Origin of the sequence: Oryzobacter telluris, assembly GCF_043099285.1 — a bacterium.
Lineage (GTDB): Bacteria > Actinomycetota > Actinomycetes > Actinomycetales > Dermatophilaceae > Oryzobacter > Oryzobacter telluris.
On the sequence record NZ_CP170723.1, the window covers coordinates 1,608,927 to 1,626,526 of the forward strand.

Sequence of the window (17,600 nt, forward strand, 5' to 3'; positions counted from 1 at the left end):
CACCCTAGGCCCGGCCCACGGCTGGGAGGATGGCCCCATGCCCGACGAGTCGCAGCCCTACCGCGTGCAGGTCCCGCTCCGCTGGTCCGACATGGACGCCTACGGCCACGTCAACAACGTGCAGTACCTCCGGCTCCTCGAGGACGCGCGCGTCGTCGGCATCCGCGAGTGGTTCGTCGGGCGCGTGTCGATGCTCGACGAGGGGATCGTCGTCACCCGCCACGCCATCGAGTACCGCGCCCCGCTCACCTACCGGCCCGCCCCGGTGGAGGTCGAGATGTGGGTGACGCACGTGCACGGCGCCGGCTTCGACCTCGGCTACGTCGTGCGCGACCCGCAGGACGTGGGCGAGCAGGTCTACGCCTACGCCGAGACCGGGCTGGCCTACTACGACTTCGCCACCGCGCGCCCGCGCCGCCTCACCCCCGAGGACCGCGCCGCCCTCGCCGCCCACCGCGGCGACCCCGTGCGCTTCCGGTGGGCGGGCCGGTGACCGACCTCCTGCGCCTCGTCGACGCCGCCGCCCTCGACGACCTCGGCCGCTTCGCGGCCCGTGCCCGCGCCCTCGAGGCCGACGGGGCGATGCGCCTCCAGGCCACCGGCGACGTCCTCGCCGCCTGGGTGGGCGTGCTGCCCGGCTCGGGGATCCTCGCGGAGGGCACCGTGCTCGGCCTGCGGACCTTCGCGCTCGCCGAGCCGGCCACCCTCGATGCCGTGGTGCCGCTCGGCGCCGTCACCGACCGCACCGCGCGGCCCGGGTCCGGCGGTGCCGACCTCCCCGTGCCGCCCACCCGCGCCCTCGCGGCGTGGGCCGCGGTCACCCCGCCCCGCGGCCCGTGGGAGCCGCTCGGGGACCTCCCGGCCGACCTCCTCGCCGACGTCGCCCGCGTCGGCCTCGCCGAGGTCACCGAGGCGGTCAAGGAGCGCGGCGCGGCCGCCGGCCTGGTCCGCGACCGGGTGTGGGCGCGCGACGTGCGGGAGGCGACCGGCCCCCATCCGGACCTGATGGCCGGCGGGTCGGTGGGCCCCACCGACGTCCCGGTGCGGGCGGGTGGCGCGTTCGCCGCCTACGCGCTCGGCTTCCTCGAGCCGGGCTCCGTGGTGCGGGTGCTGCGCTCGAACCGGTGGATCCGGCTCACCGCGCCCGGCGGTCACGTCCTGATGCGCTGACCTGCCGGGATGCCGATGGCCGCGATGACCGCGAGCCCGATGAAGATGACGCCGAACAGCCCGTCGTCCTGACCGGGGACGTGCTTGGCCGCGAAGACGGCGGTGGCCGCGGCGATCCCGATGACGCTGCCGAGGACGTCGGCCAGCTGGAGTGACGAGGACGCCGAGCCGTGGTCCTCCATCGGGCTGAGCTCGAGGGCCAGGACCGTGGTGGTGGTGACGCCCAGGCCCATCGCCAGGCCCATGAGCACGAGCCCGAGCGGGGCGATCGGCCACGGGAGGTGCAGCGCCGACACCAGGCCGACGAGCGCCAGCCCCGACGCGAGCAGCACGCCGCCCACCTCGACGAGCCGGTAGCGGGGCAGGTGCAGGGCGTCGTGGCCCTGGTACCAGGCGCCCGCCGCCCAGCCGATGGCGCCGACGGCCAGGGCGAGGCCGGCGGTCTGCAGGCTGGTGCCGCGCTGCCCGACGAGGAAGAGCGGGACGTAGGTGACCCCGGCGTAGAACGCGCCGGTGAACAGCGCGCGGGCGAGCATGACGCTCGGGATGCCGCGCCTCATCACCCAGGTGCCGGCGGGCACGAGCATCGGCGCGACGACGACGACGCCGACGAGGCCGAGCAGGGCGATGAAGGTCCGGGGCGACCACTCGAGGCGCAGGTGGTGGGTGCCGTACTGCAGCGCCCCGGCGGCCACGGCGATCCCCAGCCCGGCCCAGGCGGCGCGCAGGTGGGCGGAGCGGTCGCGGCTGGTGACGGCGGCGGTGAGGTCGGAGGTGTTGACCCGGCGTCGGGCGTGCGCGATGGCGAGCATCGTCAGCAGCACCGGGGGCACGACGCCCCAGAACACCCAGCGCCACGACAGGTGCGTGGTCAGGCCGGCCGAGATCGGGGCGCCCAGCAGCGAGGGGAGCACCCACGCGGCCGAGACGTAGGTGAACAGGCGCGGGCGCACGTCCTCCGGGTACACCCGCCCGGCGATGATGTAGAGCATCACCACGAGCAGGCCGCCCCCGAGCCCGGTGAGCGCCCGCCCGACGAGGAAGACGGGGAAGTTCATCGCCGTGCCGCACAGGGCGGAGCCACCGGCGAGGAGGGCCTGGCCCACGACGGTCCCGGCCAGCGGGCCGGACCGGTCGGACCAGACGCCCGCCAGGACGATGCCGAGCAGCTGGGCGGTGAGCATGACCGAGAAGGCGAACCCGTAGGACCGCACGGCGTCGAGGTCGCGGGCGACGCTGGGCATCGCGGTGGACACCGCCATCGACTCGAAGGCCACGATCGTGACGAGAGCGAGGACCGCCAGCGTGACCTCGAGGTAGGTCCTGCTGAGCGGCCCGTCTCCACGGATCCCGGTCGCGGCACGCATCGTCCCCACCCTAGACGTGGCGCTCGCGCGTCGGGGCCGCGGGGAGGAAGTCCCGCCGAACGGCCCATGGAGGCGCGCGCGGTGGCGGGTCCTTGTCGAGGGTGGGCTCGGTCGGGGCGGGAGGTCGGTCCGATCCGGTCAGGCCGGGGTCAGCGGGTGGCCGCGCTCGGCGAGGACGTCGCGCAGGACGTCGATGTGGTCGGTGACGATGCCGTCGACCCCGAGGTCGAGCAGGCGGTGCATCTCGGCCGCGTCCTCGCGCGACCACGCGTGGAACCACACGTGCACGTGCTTGCCCAGGGCGTGCGCGCGCCGGAGCAGCCCCGGGGTCACGAGGGTGACCGTGCGGCCACGGACCCGGTGCAGCGCCGGGATCTGCAGCACCGGCGCCGGCGTGTGCAGCAGCCGGCTCAGCCCGGCCGGGGTGAAGCGCAGCAGGGCGGTGCCGACCTGCCCGGCCGCGGTCGCCACGCCCGGTCCCAGCGCGGCCCGCGCCGCCCGCAGCCGACGCTCCGAGAACGACCCGATGCAGACGCGCTCGGTGGCGCCGTGGCGCCGGATCTCGGCGACGGTCGGCTCGAGCGCCGTGTCGGCCTTGATGTCGATGTTGACGAAGGTCTCCGGGAACTCCTCGAACAGCTCGGACAGCAGCGGGATCGACTCGCGGCCGTCGAGCCGGGCCTGGCGCACCCGCTCCAGCGACAGCGCGGCCACCGCGCCGCTGACGTCGGAGACCCGGTCGAGCACGGTGTCGTGGAAGGCGACGACCTGGCCGTCGCGCGTCGCGTGCACGTCGGTCTCGAGGTAGCGGTAGCCCATGGCGACCGCCTGCCGGAAGGCCGAGAGGGTGTTCTCGATGCCGACGTTCGGCCCGTAGGCCGCCCCGCCGCGGTGCGCCAGGGCGAGCGGGGTCGGGGTGGCCAGGTAGGCGAAGTCGCTGGCCCGCACCTCAGCCCACCGCCACCCAGGCCGTCGTGTCGGTGGGGAGGAGGCCGCCGTCGAGCGGTCCGGACGCCACGAGGACCTCGCCGTCCGGGAGGGTGACGGGGAGCTCGCCGGTGTTGGTGACCACGACCACGGCCCCGCCCTCCGCCGGGGTGCTGCGCAGCGCGACGACGGTCTCGGACGACAGGTCGTCCCACGCCAGGGCCGCGCCGCCGAGGCCGAGGTCGCGGCGGATGGCGAGGAGGGTCCGGTAGAGCTCGAGGGTCGAGCCGGCGACGCCCTCCTGCTGGTCGACGGCGAGGTCGGCGTAGGCGTCGGGCTGCGGGAGCCAGGGGCTGTCCCCGGGCCCGAAGCCCAGGCTCGGCGCGTCCTTGGCCCACGGCATCGGCACGCGGCAGCCGTCCCGGCCGGTGACCGTGCCCTTGGTGTGGTGGAAGGTCGGGTCCTGGCGGAACTCCGCGGGCATGCTCGTGTGCTCGGGCAGGCCGAGCTCCTCGCCCTGGTAGAGGTACGCCCCGCCGGGCAGCGAGAGCATCAGGGCGGTCGCGGCCCGGGCGCGCCGCAGGCCGACCACGGCATCGGGCTGGGGGTCGTCCTCGCGGATGCCGTTGGGGCGCGGCAGGCTCTGGTCGAGCCCGAGGCGCGACGCGTGCCGGACCACGTCGTGGTTGGAGAGCACCCACGTCGTGGGGGCGCCGACCGCGTCGTTGCTGCGCAGGCTCGCCTCGATGACGGCCCGCAGCCGGCGGGCGTCCCAGGGCGTCTCGAGGAAGTCGAAGTTGAACGCCTGGTGCATCTCGTCGGGGCGCACGTAGCGGGCGAGGCGCTCCTCGGGCGTCACCCACGCCTCGGCGCACAGGATGCGGTCCGGGGCGCCGTAGGAGTCCAGGACCTGCCGCCAGGCGCGGTAGATCTCGTGGACGCCGTCCTGGTCCCACATCGGCGGACGGCCGGTGCCGTGGTGGTCGAGGACGGTGGTGTCGCCGTCGTCGCCCTTCGTCTCGGCGACCTCGTCGTAGAGGCCGACGGCGCCGTACCAGTCGGGCAGGCCGTCCTCCTTGACCAGGCCGTGCGCGACGTCGACCCGGAAGCCGTCGACGCCGCGGTCGCACCAGAAGCGCAGGATGGCGAGGAACTCCTCGCGCACCTCGGGCAGCTCCCAGTTCAGGTCGGGCTGGGTGGTGTCGAAGATGTGGAGGTACCACTGGCCGGGGGTGCCGTCGGCCTCGGTGACGCGGGTCCAGCCGCGCCCGCCGAACACCGAGGGCCAGTTGTTCGGGGGCTCCTCGCCGGAGGCGCCGCGACCGTCGCGGAAGAGGTAGCGCTCGCGCTCGGCGCTGCCGGGGCCGGCCGCGAGGGCGGCCGTGAACCACGCGTGCTCGCTGCTCGTGTGGTTGGGCACGAGGTCGAGGACGACCTTGATGCCCAGCCCGTGCGCGGTGGCGACGAGGGTGTCGGCGTCGTCGAGGGTGCCGAAGCGCGGGTCGATGTCGCGGTAGTCGGCGACGTCGTAGCCGGCGTCGTTCATCGGGGAGACGTAGAACGGGCTGATCCACAGGGCGTCGACGCCCAGGTCGCGCAGGTAGGGCAGGCGGCTCGTGATGCCCGGGAGGTCGCCGATGCCGTCACCGTCGGCGTCGGCCCACGAGCGCGGGTACACCTGGTAGATGACGGCGTCGCGCCACCAGGGTGCGTCGGGGGCGTCGGCGGGGTGCACGACCTCGCCCGGTGCGGTCACGGTCAGGGTGGGGGCCTCGGCGGCTGTCTGCGTCACCCGCACCATGCTTCCAAACCGGGGCCACGACGCGAAACGCAACCGCCCCGCGAGACGCCGGGGGCCCCCTCAGCCGGTGAGCGAGGGGCCGGCGTGCGGCGGGGCGCCGTCGTCGGTGTTGACGAGCATGTGGGCGGCCCGCAGGAAGTAGTCGCGCATGGCCTCGGCGTGGTGCTCGGGCAGCTCGAGGGTGTCCATCGCGGCGAGCATGTGCCGCATCCAGCGGTCGCGCATGTCGAGGGTCACCGCATACGGCGTGTGCCTCATCCGCAGGCGGGGATGGCCGCGCTCCCGGCTGTAGGCGGTCGGCCCGCCGAAGTACTGCTCGAGGAACATCCGCAGCCGGCGCTCCGCCGCCGCGAGGTCCTCGTCCGGGTACAGCGCCCGCAGCTCGGGGTCGGTCGCGACGCCCTGGTAGAAGGCGTGGACGAGCCGTTGGAACGTCGGTGCGCCCCCGACCTCCTCGTAGACGCTCACGGCCGCCCCCCGGGCGGGCTGCCGACGGGACCGCCGAACGGCCCGAGCGGGGGAGCCTTGACGTCGGCGGCGTCGAGCGCGTTCTTGATCCGCTCGCGCAGCTCGCGCTGCACCGCGAAGTTCTCGCCGGGCGAGCACTGCGCGATGGTGCGGATCGTCATCGTCGCGCCGGAGATCGACTCGACGCCGAGCACCTTCGGCTCCTCGGAGAGGCGGTCGGCCCACTCCGGGTCCGCACCCATCTCGACGGCGACCTCGCGGATGATGGCGATGACGCGCTCGGCGTTCTCGGCGTACGACACCGGCATGTCGACGAGCGCGGTGGAGAAGCCCTGCGACTTGTTGCCGATCCGGATGATCTCGCCGTTGCGGACGTACCAGGTGACCCCGTCGGCGTCGCGCAGGCGGGTGATCCGCAGGGTGACCTCCTCGACGGTGCCGATGGCCTCACCGGTGTCGATGACGTCGCCCACGCCGTACTGGTCCTCGAGGATCATGAAGATCCCGGCGAGGAAGTCCTTGACCAGGCTCTGCGCGCCGAAGCCGATGGCCACACCGGCCACGCCCGCCGACGCCAGCAGCGGCCCGAGCGGGATGCCGAGCAGGGCCATGACCGTCAGCCCCGCCATCGTCCCGACGGTGAAGGTCACGGTGCTGCGCAGCAGCGACCCGATGGTGCCGACCCGCTGGCGCTGGCGCTCGGTGGCCAGGCCGGTGGCGGTGGCCAGGGCCTTGCCGGCCCGGCCCGACTCCGCGAGCCGGCTGGCCGACTTCGACGTCATCGTCGCCACGACCCGGTCGATGAGGCGGCGCAGCGCCCACACGGCGAGGACCGCCATGACGAGCGTCAGGAGCACCCGGAGCCCGTCGGTGACGAGCCACTCCTGCACCTGCTCGATGGTGAGGACGAACCCCTTGAGGCTGAGGTCGGGGACGAGGGCGGTGTGGACCTCAGTCACGGGCATCGCGCTCCTGGGCGGCGAGCGCGCGCACCATCGGGTCACGGTTCTCGGCGACGAGGCGGCGCAGGGCGGCGGGGGCGTCACGGTGGGCGTCGAGCCACGCCTGGGTGGCGTCGACGAGCGCGCGGTCGACCAGTGGACGCGGGTAGAACACCTGCACGACGGTCTCGACGAGGGCGTGCGAGCCCTTGCGGGCGTGGACCGTGTCGAGCATCGCGTGGTAGCGCTCGACGTACGGGCGCAGCAGCGCGGGGTCGGTGCCGGTCCGGGTGAACCCGGCCCCGGCGGCGGCGACCATCGCCTTGGGCAGGCCGTCGCCCTCGACCGCCTGCACCCAGGCCTCCTCCTTCGCCTCGGCCGTCGGGCGGCCGGCGAGGGCGCGGGCCACGCGCTCGCGAGCGGTGGCGGTGTCCTCGCGGCGGCGCTCGGCCTCGACCTCGTCGGCACCGGCGTCGCCCGCGGCGACGATCGCCGTGAGGAGGGTCCAGCGCATCTCGAAGTCGACCTCGAGGCCGTCGACGGTCTCGGTGCCGTCGAGCAGGGCCCGCAGCAGCGTCGTGTCGTCGCCCGCGGTCGTCAGGGCCGCGGCGGCCGAGACGAGCTGGAGCTGGGCGTCGCTGCCGGGCTCCGCCGAGCGCGCGACGTCCCACAGCCGGTCGCGGGTGGCGGCCCGGGTGGCCTCGCGGTGCTCGGGTGCGGTGTAGAGGAAGACCGCGATCTGCAGCTGGCCCAGCAGGGTGCGCAGCAGGGTCGAGTCGGACTCGCCGGGGAGGGTGGCGAGGACGAGGTCGGCGAAGCGGCGCGCGCCCATCTCGGCATCCCGGGTCATGTCCCACGCCGAGCCGAGGAAGAGGGCGCGCGGCAGCGAGCTCGGGAAGCCCCGCGGGTGCGCCAGGGCCGTGGCGAGCGAGCGCTCGTCGAGGCGGATCTTGGCGTAGGCGAGGTCCTCGTCGTTGACGAGCAGCAGGTCGGGCTGCTCGCGGCCGACGAGCTGGGGGAGCTCGGTGTGCCCGCTGTCGACGTCGACCTCGACGAGGTCGGTGCGGTGCAGCACGCCGTCGCGGACGGCGTACAGCCCGATGCCCAGGCGGTGCGGGCGCAGCGTCTCGTAGCCGGGGGCGCCGGTCTGCTCGACCACGGCCGACGAGATCAGGCCGCGGTCGTCGACCTCGATGACGGGGCGCAGGGTCGCGACGCCGGCGGTCTCGAGCCACAGCTTGGACCAGGTGCGCAGGTCGCGCCCGGAGGTCGTCTCGAGCTCGGTGAGGAGGTCGTCGAGGGTGGTGTTGCCCCAGGCGTGCTTGGCGAAGTAGGCGCGCAGCCCGTCACGGAACGGCTCGCGCCCGACGTAGGCGACGAGCTGCTTGAGGACGGAGGCGCCCTTGGCGTAGGTGATGCCGTCGAAGTTGACCTCGACGTCCTGCAGGTCGTTGATCTCGGCGACGATCGGGTGGGTGGAGGAGAGCTGGTCCTGGCGGTAGGCCCAGTCCTTCTCGTGCGTGCCGAAGGTGGTCCACGCGTCGACCCACTCGGTGGCCTCGGCCTGGCAGGTCGTGGACGCCCACTCGGCGAACGACTCGTTGAGCCACAGGTCGTCCCACCAGCGCATCGTCACGAGGTTGCCGAACCACATGTGGGCCAGCTCGTGGAGCACGGTGAGGCCGCGGCGCTCGACCAGCGCCTCGGTGACCTTGGAGCGGAAGACGTAGATCTCGCTGAAGGTGACCGCCCCGGCGTTCTCCATCGCGCCCGCGTTGAACTCGGGGGTGAAGAGCTGGTCGTACTTCTCGAACGGGTACGCGCAGTCGAACTCCTCCTCGAAGAAGGCGAAGCCCTTGCGCGTGAGGTCGAACAGCGTGTCGGCGTCGAGGTACGGCGTGAGGCTGCGACGGCAGAAGATGCCCAGCGGCACGTCGCCGCGGCGCGAGGGCGTGGAGGAGCGCACGACGTCGTACGGGCCGGCGACGAGCGCGGTGATGTAGCTGGAGATGCGCGGCGTGCGGGCGAAGCGCCAGGTGGCGCTGCCCTCGGCGGCCGGCTCGGCCTCCGGGGTGGGGGAGTTGGAGACGACCTCCCAGTGGGCCGGCGCGGTGACGGTGAAGGCGAACGCGGCCTTGAGGTCGGGCTGCTCGAACACCGGGTACATGCGGCGGCTGTCGGGCACCTCGAACTGGCTGTAGAGGTAGACCTCGTCGTCGACGGGGTCGACGAAGCGGTGCAGGCCCTCACCGGTGTTGGTGTAGCGGCCCGTGGCGGCGACGACGACCTCGTTCTCGGCGGCCAGGCCGGTGAGGCGGACCCGGCTGTCGGCGAAGTGCGTGGCCGGGTCGAGCGCGGTGCCGTTGACCGTCACGGACTCCACCGAGGCGCCGATGAAGTCGAGGAAGGTCTCGGCTCCGGGCTGCGCGCACGTGAACACGATGGTGCTCGTCGTCGCGAACGTGTCGGGACCCCTCGTCACGTCCAGGACGACGTCGTGGGTGTCGACCGTGACGAGGGCGGCGCGGGTGGCGGCCTCCTCACGGGTGAGGTTCGTGCCGGGCACGGGGTCTCCTTGCGGGGGCGTCGGTGGTGTCGGGGGCGGCGGCCCGGGGTGAGGGCTCCGCGGCGGACCATCCTCTCACCCCGGCACGCGCTTCCTCGGACGTCCCCGGTGGATGGCAGGATGGCGGGCATGACCGAGCGCCACTCCGCCGAGTTCTGGTTCGACCCCCTGTGCCCCTGGGCCTGGATGACCTCCCGCTGGATGGGGGAGGTGCAGCAGGTCCGCGACGTCGACGTCACCTGGTCGGTGATGAGCCTGTCCGTGCTCAACGAGGGCCGCGATGAGCTCCCCCAGAAGTACAAGGACCTCATGGAGGCCGGCTGGGGCCCGGTCCGTGTCGTCATCGCCACCCGCGACAAGTTCGGCGACGACATCGTCAAGCCGCTCTACGACGCCCTCGGTGAGCGCATCCACCACCGCGGCGAGGACTACCCCACGGCCATCGCCGGCGCGCTCGCCGACCTCGACCTCCCGGCCGAGCTCGCCGAGGCCGCGGACTCCGACGACCACGACGAGGAGCTGCGCCTGAGCCACCAGCGCGCCATCGACCTCGTCGGCGACGAGGTCGGCACGCCGGTCATCGCCGTCGACGGCGTCGCGTTCTTCGGGCCGGTCGTCAGCCCGGCCCCCAAGGGCGAGGCCGCGGGCCGGCTCTGGGACGGGTGCGTGCTCGTCGCCGGCACCCCGGGCTTCTTCGAGATCAAGCGCAGCCGCACCGTCGGGCCGATCTTCGACACGCAGGCCTGACGTGCGCGTCCACCTCGGCGGTGACCACGCCGCCTGGGACCTCCACCAGGACCTGCGCGCCTTCCTCGAGGCCGAGGGGCACGACGTCGTCGACCACGGCCCCCACACCTACGACGCCGCCGACGACTACCCGGTCTTCGTCCTGCGCGCGGCCGAGGCCGTCGCGGCCGAGCCGGGCTCGCTCGGCGTCGTCCTCGGCGGGTCGGGCAACGGCGAGCAGATGGCGGCGAACAAGGTCGCCGGCATCCGCGCGGCCCTCTGCTACACCCCCGAGCTGGCGTCGCTCGCGCGCGAGCACAACGACGCGCAGGTCGTCTCCATCGGCGGCCGGTTCACGGCTGCCGAGGAGGCGCGGGCCATCGTCAGCACCTTCCTCGCCACGGCGTTCAGCGGCGAGGAACGGCACGCCCGCCGCATCGAGATGGTCGCGGGCTACGAGGCCGACGGCACCCTCCCGCCGCTGCCCGCCTGACCCGTTCGACCCCGCCGGAACCGTCCTGACCTGCGAGGACGGGGTGGGGGTCCTCGCGAGCCTCTGGTCCTTCCCCAGCCGCGGCCACTAGGGTGGCCGCGGCCCAACCGATCTCAGGGGGTGTGAATGGCTGGCGCCGATCGCCTGGAGACCCACGACGGTCGGTCCACGCTCTCCGGGCGCTTCGCCACCCTGCGCAGGACCGCCTCCGAGTCGGAGCCGACCCTCGAGGTCGTGTTCATCGCGACCACCCTCGTCGTCGGGCTGCTCATCATCCGCTTCCCGGCCGAGGTGCCGTTCGCCCTCCTCTTCCCGCTCATCGTGCTGGCGGGGCTGGCCCTCGTGCCGCGCCGCCTGATGCGCGTCTACGTCGCGGTGGCGGTCGTCATGGGGGTCTGGGCGCCGCGGTCGGGGCTGGGCGTCACCCGGTTCTCCTTCGTCCTGCTCGCCATCCTCGTCGTCATGCTGATGATGGTGCTCGCCGCCCAGTCGCGCGCCCGGGTCGGCACCCGGGGCTTCGGCGGCGACCGGATGTTCGCCGACCTGCGCGACCGCATCGCCTCGGTGGGGCGGATGCCGGCCCTGCCCGACGGCTGGGCGGCCACGTCCTGCGTCCTGTCGGCGCACGGCGAGCGCTTCTCGGGCGACTTCGTCGTCGCGTACCTCAGCCCGTCGCGCAACCGGCTCGAGGTCGTCCTCGTCGACGTCAGCGGCAAGGGCACCCGGGCGGGGACGCGGTCCCTCCTGCTGTCGGGGGCGCTGGGGGCGCTGCTCGGCGCCGTGCCGTCGTCGGACTTCCTGCGCGCCGCCAACGAGTACCTCGTGCGCCAGGAGTGGGAGGAGGGCTTCGCCACCGCCGTGCACCTCGACCTCGACCTGCGCACCGGTGACTACTCGGTGGCCAACGCGGGGCACCCCTCGCCGGCCCGCTACACCAGCGGCCGGGCGCGGTGGTCGCTGCTCGAGGGTGGGCGCGGGCCGCTGCTCGGGGTCGTCCCCGGGGCACCGTTCCCGCGGCAGACCGGGCGCCTGGAGCGCGGCGACTCCCTGCTGTTCTACTCCGACGGCGTCATCGAGTCGCGCGGCCGCGACCTCGTCGACGGCATCGACCGGATGCTCGGCGTCGCGTCGGTGTCGATCCTCGGGCAGGGCGACGTCGCCCGCGAGGTGTGCGAGTCGGCGCGTTCGGGAGAGGATGACGACCGGGCGGCGCTCGCCGTCCGTCGACTCTGACCCCGTTCGAGAGGACGCTCACCGTGGGATCCGACCCGGTGCTCGACCACGAGCCCCGAGAGGGCGTGCGCACCTTCACGCCCCGCTGGCGCAACAGCCCCCTGACCGACGAGCGGATGGCCACGCTGCTGCCCTCGCGCTCGCTGCCCGAGGGGCCGCTCGTCCCGGCCGAGGCGTTCGGGCGGACCGCGCCGGTCGTCCTCGAGATCGGCTCGGGCCACGGCGCCGCGGCCGTCGCGTTCGCCCTGGCGCACCCCGAGGTCGACCTCGTCACCGTCGAGGTCCACGTGCCCGGGGTGGCGCGGATGCTCGCGCTCGCGGCGGAGGCGGGGGTCGAGAACCTGTGGACCCACCCCGGTGACGCGCTGCCCTTCCTCAGCGAGCGGGTGTCGCCCGGCTCGCTGGCGGCCGTGCACCTGTTCTTCCCCGACCCCTGGCCGAAGAACAAGCACGCCAAGCGCCGGTTCGTGCAGCAGCACACCCTGACCCTCATCGCCTCGCGGCTCGTGCCGGGCGGGGTGCTGCGCATCGCCACCGACAAGGACGTCTACGCCGAGCACACCCGCGCCCAGCTCGCCCACCACGGCCGGTGGGACGTCGTCGAGGGGGAGCGCCCGCCGTGGCGTCCCGACGCCGGCTTCGAGGCCAAGGGCGTGCGCGCCGGCCGCAGCGTCACCGAGCTCACCGCCACCCTCCGCTGAGGCCCGCGCCCCCGGCGTTCGACGTGTCCGCCCGGTGCTGCACGCCGCCGGAGTACCTCGACCCAGCGGAGCAGCTCCCGGGTCGAGGTGAAATCCGACCGGCAGAGGGGTCTCTTTCACCTCGAACCGGGCGGGTGCCGCAACGGTTCGAGGTATTCGCCCGGCGTCCCACACCCGTGCAATACCTCGAACCAGAAGGGGCTCCTCGGTTCGAGGTGAAATGCGACCGGCAGAGGGGTGTCTTTCACCTCGACCCGTCGATCGTCGGGGTAGCCGGAGCCGCCGCCCGGGGCCTCCGCTCCTTCGTCGCGGTGCCCCGGTCGGCTCCCTGCATCCGGCACCCCCGTCGTCGGCCCAGTGCGCTTCGCGCACCGTCCGATCGTCGGGGTAGCCGGATTTGAACCGGCGGCCTTCCGCTCCCAAAGCGGACGCGCTACCAACCTGCGCCATACCCCGTGAAAACGCGCACTGGACCGATGCAGACGAGCGTCGGATTTCGGATCCCGCGAGCGAGCGCCCTAGGCTATCGCTGCCCTCGCGGTGCACGCCGACGAGGTGCGCGGGTGTAGCTCAATGGTAGAGCCCCAGTCTTCCAAACTGACTACGCGGGTTCGATTCCCGTCACCCGCTCCGACGGCGAAGGGCCCGGAACCCCCCAGGGGAACCGGGCCCTTCGTCATCGAGCAGGGGCGGAGGTCAGCCCTTGCCGCCCACGCCGCTGGCGCGGAAGGCGCGCCACGCGTCGCTCATCCGCTCGGCCTGGCCCTTGGTGAACATGTTCATGCAGGAGTCCTGCGTGTAGTCCATGAAGTTGTGGATCGGGTCGAGGCCCCGAGCCGGGCAGGTGTCGGGGGCGTCCGGGCAGTTGAACTGCGGCTGGGCCTCCTTGGGCGTGTCGTCGACGTAGTCACCGGCGGCCGAGCAGCCCTTGTTGAAGGTGTGGTCGAGCATCAGCCAGTGGCCGACCTCGTGGGTCAGGGTGTCGCCCAGGCCGTACTTCCACGGCTTGCCGGTCTCGGGGTCCACCCCGCCGGGCATCGACTCGTCGAGCATGACGACGCCGTCGATGAAGTCGCGGCCGTTGTTGTAGCCCTTCGGGAAGTAGGCCCAGCCGAGGAGGCCGTCGCCGATGTCGGCGGCGTAGACGTTGAGGACGCGCGAGTCACCTTCGTACAGCTCGGCCTTCATGTCGCGCTCGACCTTGCCCGGGGTGACCTTGTACCAGGCGGGGTTGACGGTCCAGGTGGTCTTCGCCAGCTCGAACTGGAACGGGGTCTTCGAGGCCAGCGCGGCCGTGCGCCCGCCGAAGGAGTCGTTGAGGACGGTCATCTGGTTGGCGATGAGGGTGTTCCAGCGAGCCTTCTCGGCATCGGTGAAGGCGTCGCCGCCCATCATGTGGAAGACGGTCCTGATCGTCACGCTGCCGTCGCCGAGGTAGGGCTTGTCGGGGAGGACGCCGTAGGCCTTGGCCTCGTTGTCGGGGTAGAGCTTGGGCTCGGCGACGCCCTTGGCGTCGTCGCGGACGCGAGCCGCGCTCGAGCCCAGGCCCAGGGCGAGGGCGTTGGCGGGGCCGCAGTCGAGGGCCGAAGCCGACCAGGGGGTCGAGGCGTCGCCGGCGGCGACCGCCGGTGCGGTGACGGCGACGGCCGACAGCGCCACGGTGGCGGCGGCGACGGACACGACGGCGCCGAGGCGTCGCGTGGCGAGCGAGAGGGGAGACATCCGGGTCCTCCTGGGTCGGGCACCCCGGTCCGGGGCGCGCTGCGGGGGGACGCTACCTGCGCGGAGGCGCGAAAGGGAGGTCCGCGGCGGCCGACCATCGACGGGCACGGATTGGGAGGCGCTCGCGCCCCCCGCTACCATTGACGTTTGGTGCCGATCCGGGCGCCGCCCGCGCGGACCCCGGACCGTGCCGGTCCCGTGCGGACCGGCCGGCAGGCAGGCAAACGACAGACGTCCCCCGAAACCCCCACGTGGAGTGCCCGAAGTGAAGAGTGCCGTCGAGACCATCAGCCCGACCAGGGTCAAGCTCATCGTCGAGGTCCCCTTCGACGAGCTGAAGCCCATGCTCGACGACGCGTACCGCACGATCGGTGCGCAGGTGCAGATCCCCGGCTTCCGCAAGGGCAAGGTGCCCAACCGCATCATCGACCAGCGGGTCGGCCGCGGCGCCGTCATCCAGGAGGCCGTCAACGAGGCCCTCCCCAAGTTCTTCGCCGAGGCCGCCGAGGCCGAGAACCTGCGCGCCATCGGCCAGCCCGAGGTCGACGTCACCGCGGTGCCGATCGAGGACGGCCAGGACCTCGAGTTCACCGTCGAGACCGACGTGCGCCCCGAGCTCGACCTCCCCGACCTCGAGGGCATCGCGGTCGAGGTCGACGAGGCCCAGGCGTCCGACGAGGACATCGAGGAGCGCCTCACCACGCTGCGCGAGCGCTTCGGCTCCCTCGTGGGCGTCGAGCGCGCGGTCGAGGACGGCGACTTCGTCTCCATCGACCTCACCGCGGTCATCGACGGCGAGGAGATCGACTCGGTCTCCGGCGTCTCCTACGAGGTCGGCAGCAAGAACATGCTCGAGGGCATGGACGAGGCGCTCGTCGGCCTCGCCGCCGGCGACACCAAGACCTTCACCGCCCCGCTCGCCGGTGGCGACCAGGAGGGCCAGGACGCCGAGTGCACCGTCACCGTGCAGTCGGTCAAGGTCCGCGAGCTCCCCGAGCTCGACGACGACTTCGCCCAGCTCGCCTCCGAGTTCGACACCCTCGAGGAGCTGCGCGCCGACGTCGCCACCCAGGCGCAGCAGGCCAAGAAGTACGAGCAGGGCATCCAGGCCCGCGACAAGCTCCTCGAGCACCTCCTCGACACCGTCGAGATCCCCGTGCCCGAGGGCGTCGTCGAGTCCGAGGTGCACAGCCACCTCGAGGGCGAGAACCGCCTCGAGGACGACGAGCACCGCGCCGAGGTCCAGGAGAGCACCCGCAAGGCGCTCAAGGCCCAGTTCCTCCTCGACGCCATCGCCGAGAAGCTCGAGGTCCGGGTCGAGCAGCCCGAGCTCATCGAGTACCTCGTGATGAGCGCGCAGCAGTACGGCATGGACCCCAACCAGTTCGCCCAGGCCATCGACCAGCAGGGCCAGATCCCCTCGATCGTCCAGGAGGTCGCCCGCCGCAAGGCGCTCGCCGCCGTCCTCGACCAGGCCACGGTCACCGACACCGCGGGCACGCGCATCGACCTCGACGACCTCGTGCCCCAGGCAGAGACCGTCCAGGCCGACGAGGACGTCGCCGACGACGAGGCCGCCGAGGCCTCCGACACCAGCGACACCGAGGTCGCGGCGAAGGCCTGACCGGCTCCACCCGCACGAGACCCCGCCCGGCGCGACGCGCCGAGGCGGGGTTTCGCGGTTCGGCGGGCCGCGCCGCGGACCCTCACTTATCGTGGCAGGACGGCGTCCCTGTCCCCGCCGTGTCCCTGCTGAGGAGCACCATGTCCCCTGCCACGCCTCCCCGCGTCGAGGCCCGGCGGAGCCGCCTCGTGCGCCCGCTCGCCGTCCTCGCCGCGCTCGTCACCCTCGTCGGCCTCGCGGCCGCGCCCTCGTCGGCCGCCGACGGCGACGTCACCGTCGTCGTCAACAGCGACGGCACGGCGACCTACACCAGCCACGTCGCCACGGCCCTCACCGTCAAGCGGTCGGCCACCGAGGGCGGCACGGAGGTCGACAACTTCGCCCTCGCCGGGAACGCCACCGTCTCCAAGCCCCTCGGCGCGACCACGAAGTGCTGGGCCGCCTACGACGTCAGCACCCCCGTCGACGGCGGCTGCGTCGTGCCGGCCATGGCGCCGAACGCGACCGGCACCTACTACCGCCTCCCCGACCCCACCCGCTTCCTCGACACCCGGTCGGGCAGCGGCGTGCCGCTGGGCCAGGGTGGCACCCGCTCGGTGCAGGTCGGGGGGGTGTCCGGCATCCCGTCGACGGGCGTCTCGGCGATCGTCGCCAACCTCACGGCGACCAAGACGAGCACGGCCGGCTACATGACCCTGTACCCGAGCGGGGTGTCCCGCCCCACCGCGTCGTCCCTGAACTTCCCCTCCGGCTGGACCGGCGCCAACCTCGTCACCGTGCCGATCGGCGCCGACGGCAAGGTCGTCGTCTACAACGACACCGGGTCGGCCCACGCCATCCTCGACGTCCTGGGCTGGTACGCCGCGGACGACACCGTGCGGGGTGCGAAGGGCATCGGGGCGCAGTTCCAGTCCACCGTGTCCGGTGACCCCGAGCGCCTCTACGACAGCCGTGACGACGAGGCCGGCGCCTACGTCGACGGCGACGTCTTCGTGTGGCACGACGAGTGGGACACCAGCGCCGACGCCGACGCGGTCGAGGCGTACGCCCTCAACATCACCGCGGTCGGCGCGACGAAGGCCGGGGTGCTTTCTGCCTGGTCGGGCGAGACCGAGGACCCGCCGAACGCGTCGAGCGTCAACTACCTCCCGGGTGTCGCGGCCCCCAACATGACCGTCGTGCCCTCGGGCCGCCAGTCGACGCTGGAGACCGGGTTCGCCATCGCGAACGCGACCACCGGGACCGGCAGCGTGCACATCATCGTCGACCAGGTCGGGTACTACATCAAGAGCAACGACGGCGGCTTCCGCTTCCGTCCGCTCTCGACCCCGACGCGGATCCTGGACACCCGCACGGGGAAGGGGCTCTCCGGCCAGTTCGGGCCGGCGAGCGCCCGCACCCTCAACGCGACGAGCGTCACCACCCCGGACTCCTACTACGTCGTGGGCAACACGACCGGGGTCCTGCCGACGCTCAACACGTACCTGACCATCTGGAGCGGCGAGAACGCGCGCCCCACGGCGAGCAACCTCAACGTCACGCCGAAGCGGACCCGCGCCGCCGGCACCATCGCCCCCCTGAAGTTCACCGAGGGCACGGGTGTGCTGTCCTTCGCCATCTACAACAACGCGGGCAAGATGCACGTGCTGTTCGACGCGGCCGGCACGCTCGAGCTGGTTCCGCCCACGCTCGACACCCCGCCGCCGCTGGCGCGGACCACCGGCACGCAGCGCGAGGTCGCGACCACGACCGCGCCGGGGTCGGAGCGGTTCGACACCAGGCCGGTGCGGAGCACGTCCTCCCGGTACTGACGCACCGGATCGACGACGCCGGGTGGGGACCTCCCCGCCCGGCGTCGCCG

15 protein-coding genes and 2 tRNA genes are annotated in these 17,600 nt (G+C 73.2%); 9 read left to right on the forward strand and 8 right to left on the reverse strand.

Annotation, left to right across the window (positions count from 1 at the left end; genetic code table 11):
- Positions 1-37 precede the first annotated feature (37 nt).
- The gene (locus ACFLFB_RS07320) at positions 38-493 is read left to right on the forward strand and encodes an acyl-CoA thioesterase (RefSeq protein ID WP_392545050.1); all 456 of its coding nucleotides are present in this window, start codon (positions 38-40) and stop codon (positions 491-493) included.
- Complete coding sequence (locus ACFLFB_RS07325; protein ID WP_392545051.1) at positions 490-1,170, forward strand: hypothetical protein; 681 nt, start codon at positions 490-492, stop codon at positions 1,168-1,170. Before ACFLFB_RS07320 ends, ACFLFB_RS07325 begins: the two co-directional genes overlap by 4 nt.
- Here ACFLFB_RS07325 and ACFLFB_RS07330 read toward each other — a convergent pair.
- The 6 genes from ACFLFB_RS07330 to pepN form a co-directional block, all read right to left on the reverse strand.
- Positions 1,152-2,537, reverse strand: a complete 1,386-nt coding sequence (locus ACFLFB_RS07330) for an MFS transporter (protein WP_392545052.1) — start codon at positions 2,535-2,537, stop codon at positions 1,152-1,154. The two genes, ACFLFB_RS07325 and ACFLFB_RS07330, sit on opposite strands and share 19 nt — an antisense overlap.
- 138 nt (positions 2,538-2,675) lie before the next feature.
- Positions 2,676-3,485: a glycerophosphodiester phosphodiesterase family protein gene (locus ACFLFB_RS07335; protein ID WP_392545053.1), complete on the reverse strand. Its 810-nt coding sequence runs from the start codon at positions 3,483-3,485 to the stop codon at positions 2,676-2,678.
- Between the two features lies 1 nt (position 3,486).
- Complete coding sequence (locus tag ACFLFB_RS07340) at positions 3,487-5,265, reverse strand: glycoside hydrolase family 13 protein (protein ID WP_392545054.1); 1,779 nt, start codon at positions 5,263-5,265, stop codon at positions 3,487-3,489.
- A gap of 60 nt (positions 5,266-5,325) precedes the next feature.
- Positions 5,326-5,733: a globin gene (locus tag ACFLFB_RS07345; protein WP_392545055.1), complete on the reverse strand. Its 408-nt coding sequence runs from the start codon at positions 5,731-5,733 to the stop codon at positions 5,326-5,328.
- The gene (locus ACFLFB_RS07350; protein ID WP_392545056.1) at positions 5,730-6,698 is read right to left on the reverse strand and encodes a mechanosensitive ion channel family protein; all 969 of its coding nucleotides are present in this window, start codon (positions 6,696-6,698) and stop codon (positions 5,730-5,732) included. Before ACFLFB_RS07350 ends, ACFLFB_RS07345 begins: the two co-directional genes overlap by 4 nt.
- Positions 6,685-9,240: an aminopeptidase N gene (gene pepN, locus ACFLFB_RS07355; protein ID WP_392545057.1), complete on the reverse strand. Its 2,556-nt coding sequence runs from the start codon at positions 9,238-9,240 to the stop codon at positions 6,685-6,687. The genes ACFLFB_RS07350 and pepN overlap by 14 nt, the downstream gene beginning before the upstream one ends.
- Positions 9,241-9,360: 120 nt before the next feature.
- On the opposite strand from pepN, the gene ACFLFB_RS07360 reads away from it, so the two are divergent.
- The 4 genes from ACFLFB_RS07360 to trmB all read left to right on the forward strand — a co-directional run bounded on the left by ACFLFB_RS07360 (position 9,361) and on the right by trmB (position 12,393).
- A complete protein-coding gene (locus ACFLFB_RS07360) occupies positions 9,361-9,987 on the forward strand; it encodes a disulfide bond formation protein DsbA (protein WP_392545058.1) in 627 nt (208 codons plus the stop codon).
- A 1-nt stretch (position 9,988) separates the two neighbouring features.
- On the forward strand, positions 9,989-10,459 hold the full coding sequence (locus ACFLFB_RS07365; RefSeq protein ID WP_392545059.1) for a ribose-5-phosphate isomerase: 471 nt from the start codon (positions 9,989-9,991) through the stop codon (positions 10,457-10,459).
- Positions 10,460-10,585: 126 nt separating this feature from the next.
- A complete protein-coding gene (locus ACFLFB_RS07370) occupies positions 10,586-11,692 on the forward strand; it encodes a PP2C family protein-serine/threonine phosphatase (RefSeq protein WP_392545060.1) in 1,107 nt (368 codons plus the stop codon).
- A gap of 23 nt (positions 11,693-11,715) precedes the next feature.
- The gene (trmB, locus tag ACFLFB_RS07375) at positions 11,716-12,393 is read left to right on the forward strand and encodes a tRNA (guanosine(46)-N7)-methyltransferase TrmB (RefSeq protein ID WP_392545061.1); all 678 of its coding nucleotides are present in this window, start codon (positions 11,716-11,718) and stop codon (positions 12,391-12,393) included.
- Positions 12,394-12,775: 382 nt separating this feature from the next.
- Here the strand turns inward: trmB and ACFLFB_RS07380 are convergent.
- Positions 12,776-12,849 (reverse strand) — tRNA-Pro (locus ACFLFB_RS07380).
- Between the two features lie 103 nt (positions 12,850-12,952).
- Between ACFLFB_RS07380 and ACFLFB_RS07385 the strand changes: the two genes are divergently transcribed.
- Positions 12,953-13,023, forward strand: a tRNA-Gly gene (locus ACFLFB_RS07385).
- 66 nt (positions 13,024-13,089) lie between these two features.
- Here ACFLFB_RS07385 and ACFLFB_RS07390 read toward each other — a convergent pair.
- Positions 13,090-14,115, reverse strand: coding sequence for a zinc metalloprotease (locus tag ACFLFB_RS07390; protein ID WP_392545062.1), 1,026 nt, complete (start codon positions 14,113-14,115; stop codon positions 13,090-13,092).
- A gap of 265 nt (positions 14,116-14,380) precedes the next feature.
- On the opposite strand from ACFLFB_RS07390, the gene tig reads away from it, so the two are divergent.
- Together tig and ACFLFB_RS07400 are read left to right on the forward strand one after the other, a co-directional pair.
- Positions 14,381-15,739, forward strand: coding sequence for a trigger factor (gene tig / locus ACFLFB_RS07395; RefSeq protein WP_392545063.1), 1,359 nt, complete (start codon positions 14,381-14,383; stop codon positions 15,737-15,739).
- Between the two features lie 140 nt (positions 15,740-15,879).
- Positions 15,880-17,550: a hypothetical protein gene (locus ACFLFB_RS07400; protein ID WP_392545064.1), complete on the forward strand. Its 1,671-nt coding sequence runs from the start codon at positions 15,880-15,882 to the stop codon at positions 17,548-17,550.
- Positions 17,551-17,600 lie beyond the last annotated feature (50 nt).

Bases quoted from the DNA above. Each gene is read 5' to 3' on its own strand.
- ACFLFB_RS07320 (WP_392545050.1), top strand. From the start codon at position 38: ATGCCCGACGAGTCGCAGCCCTACCGCGTGCAGGTCCCGCTCCGCTGG.
- ACFLFB_RS07330 (WP_392545052.1), bottom strand. From the start codon at position 2,537: ATGCGTGCCGCGACCGGGATCCGTGGAGACGGGCCGCTCAGCAGGACC.
- ACFLFB_RS07340 (WP_392545054.1), bottom strand. From the start codon at position 5,265: ATGGTGCGGGTGACGCAGACAGCCGCCGAGGCCCCCACCCTGACCGTG.
- ACFLFB_RS07350 (WP_392545056.1), bottom strand. From the start codon at position 6,698: ATGCCCGTGACTGAGGTCCACACCGCCCTCGTCCCCGACCTCAGCCTC.
- ACFLFB_RS07360 (WP_392545058.1), top strand. From the start codon at position 9,361: ATGGCGGGCATGACCGAGCGCCACTCCGCCGAGTTCTGGTTCGACCCC.
- ACFLFB_RS07370 (WP_392545060.1), top strand. From the start codon at position 10,586: ATGGCTGGCGCCGATCGCCTGGAGACCCACGACGGTCGGTCCACGCTC.
- ACFLFB_RS07390 (WP_392545062.1), bottom strand. From the start codon at position 14,115: ATGTCTCCCCTCTCGCTCGCCACGCGACGCCTCGGCGCCGTCGTGTCC.
- ACFLFB_RS07400 (WP_392545064.1), top strand. From the start codon at position 15,880: ATGTCCCCTGCCACGCCTCCCCGCGTCGAGGCCCGGCGGAGCCGCCTC.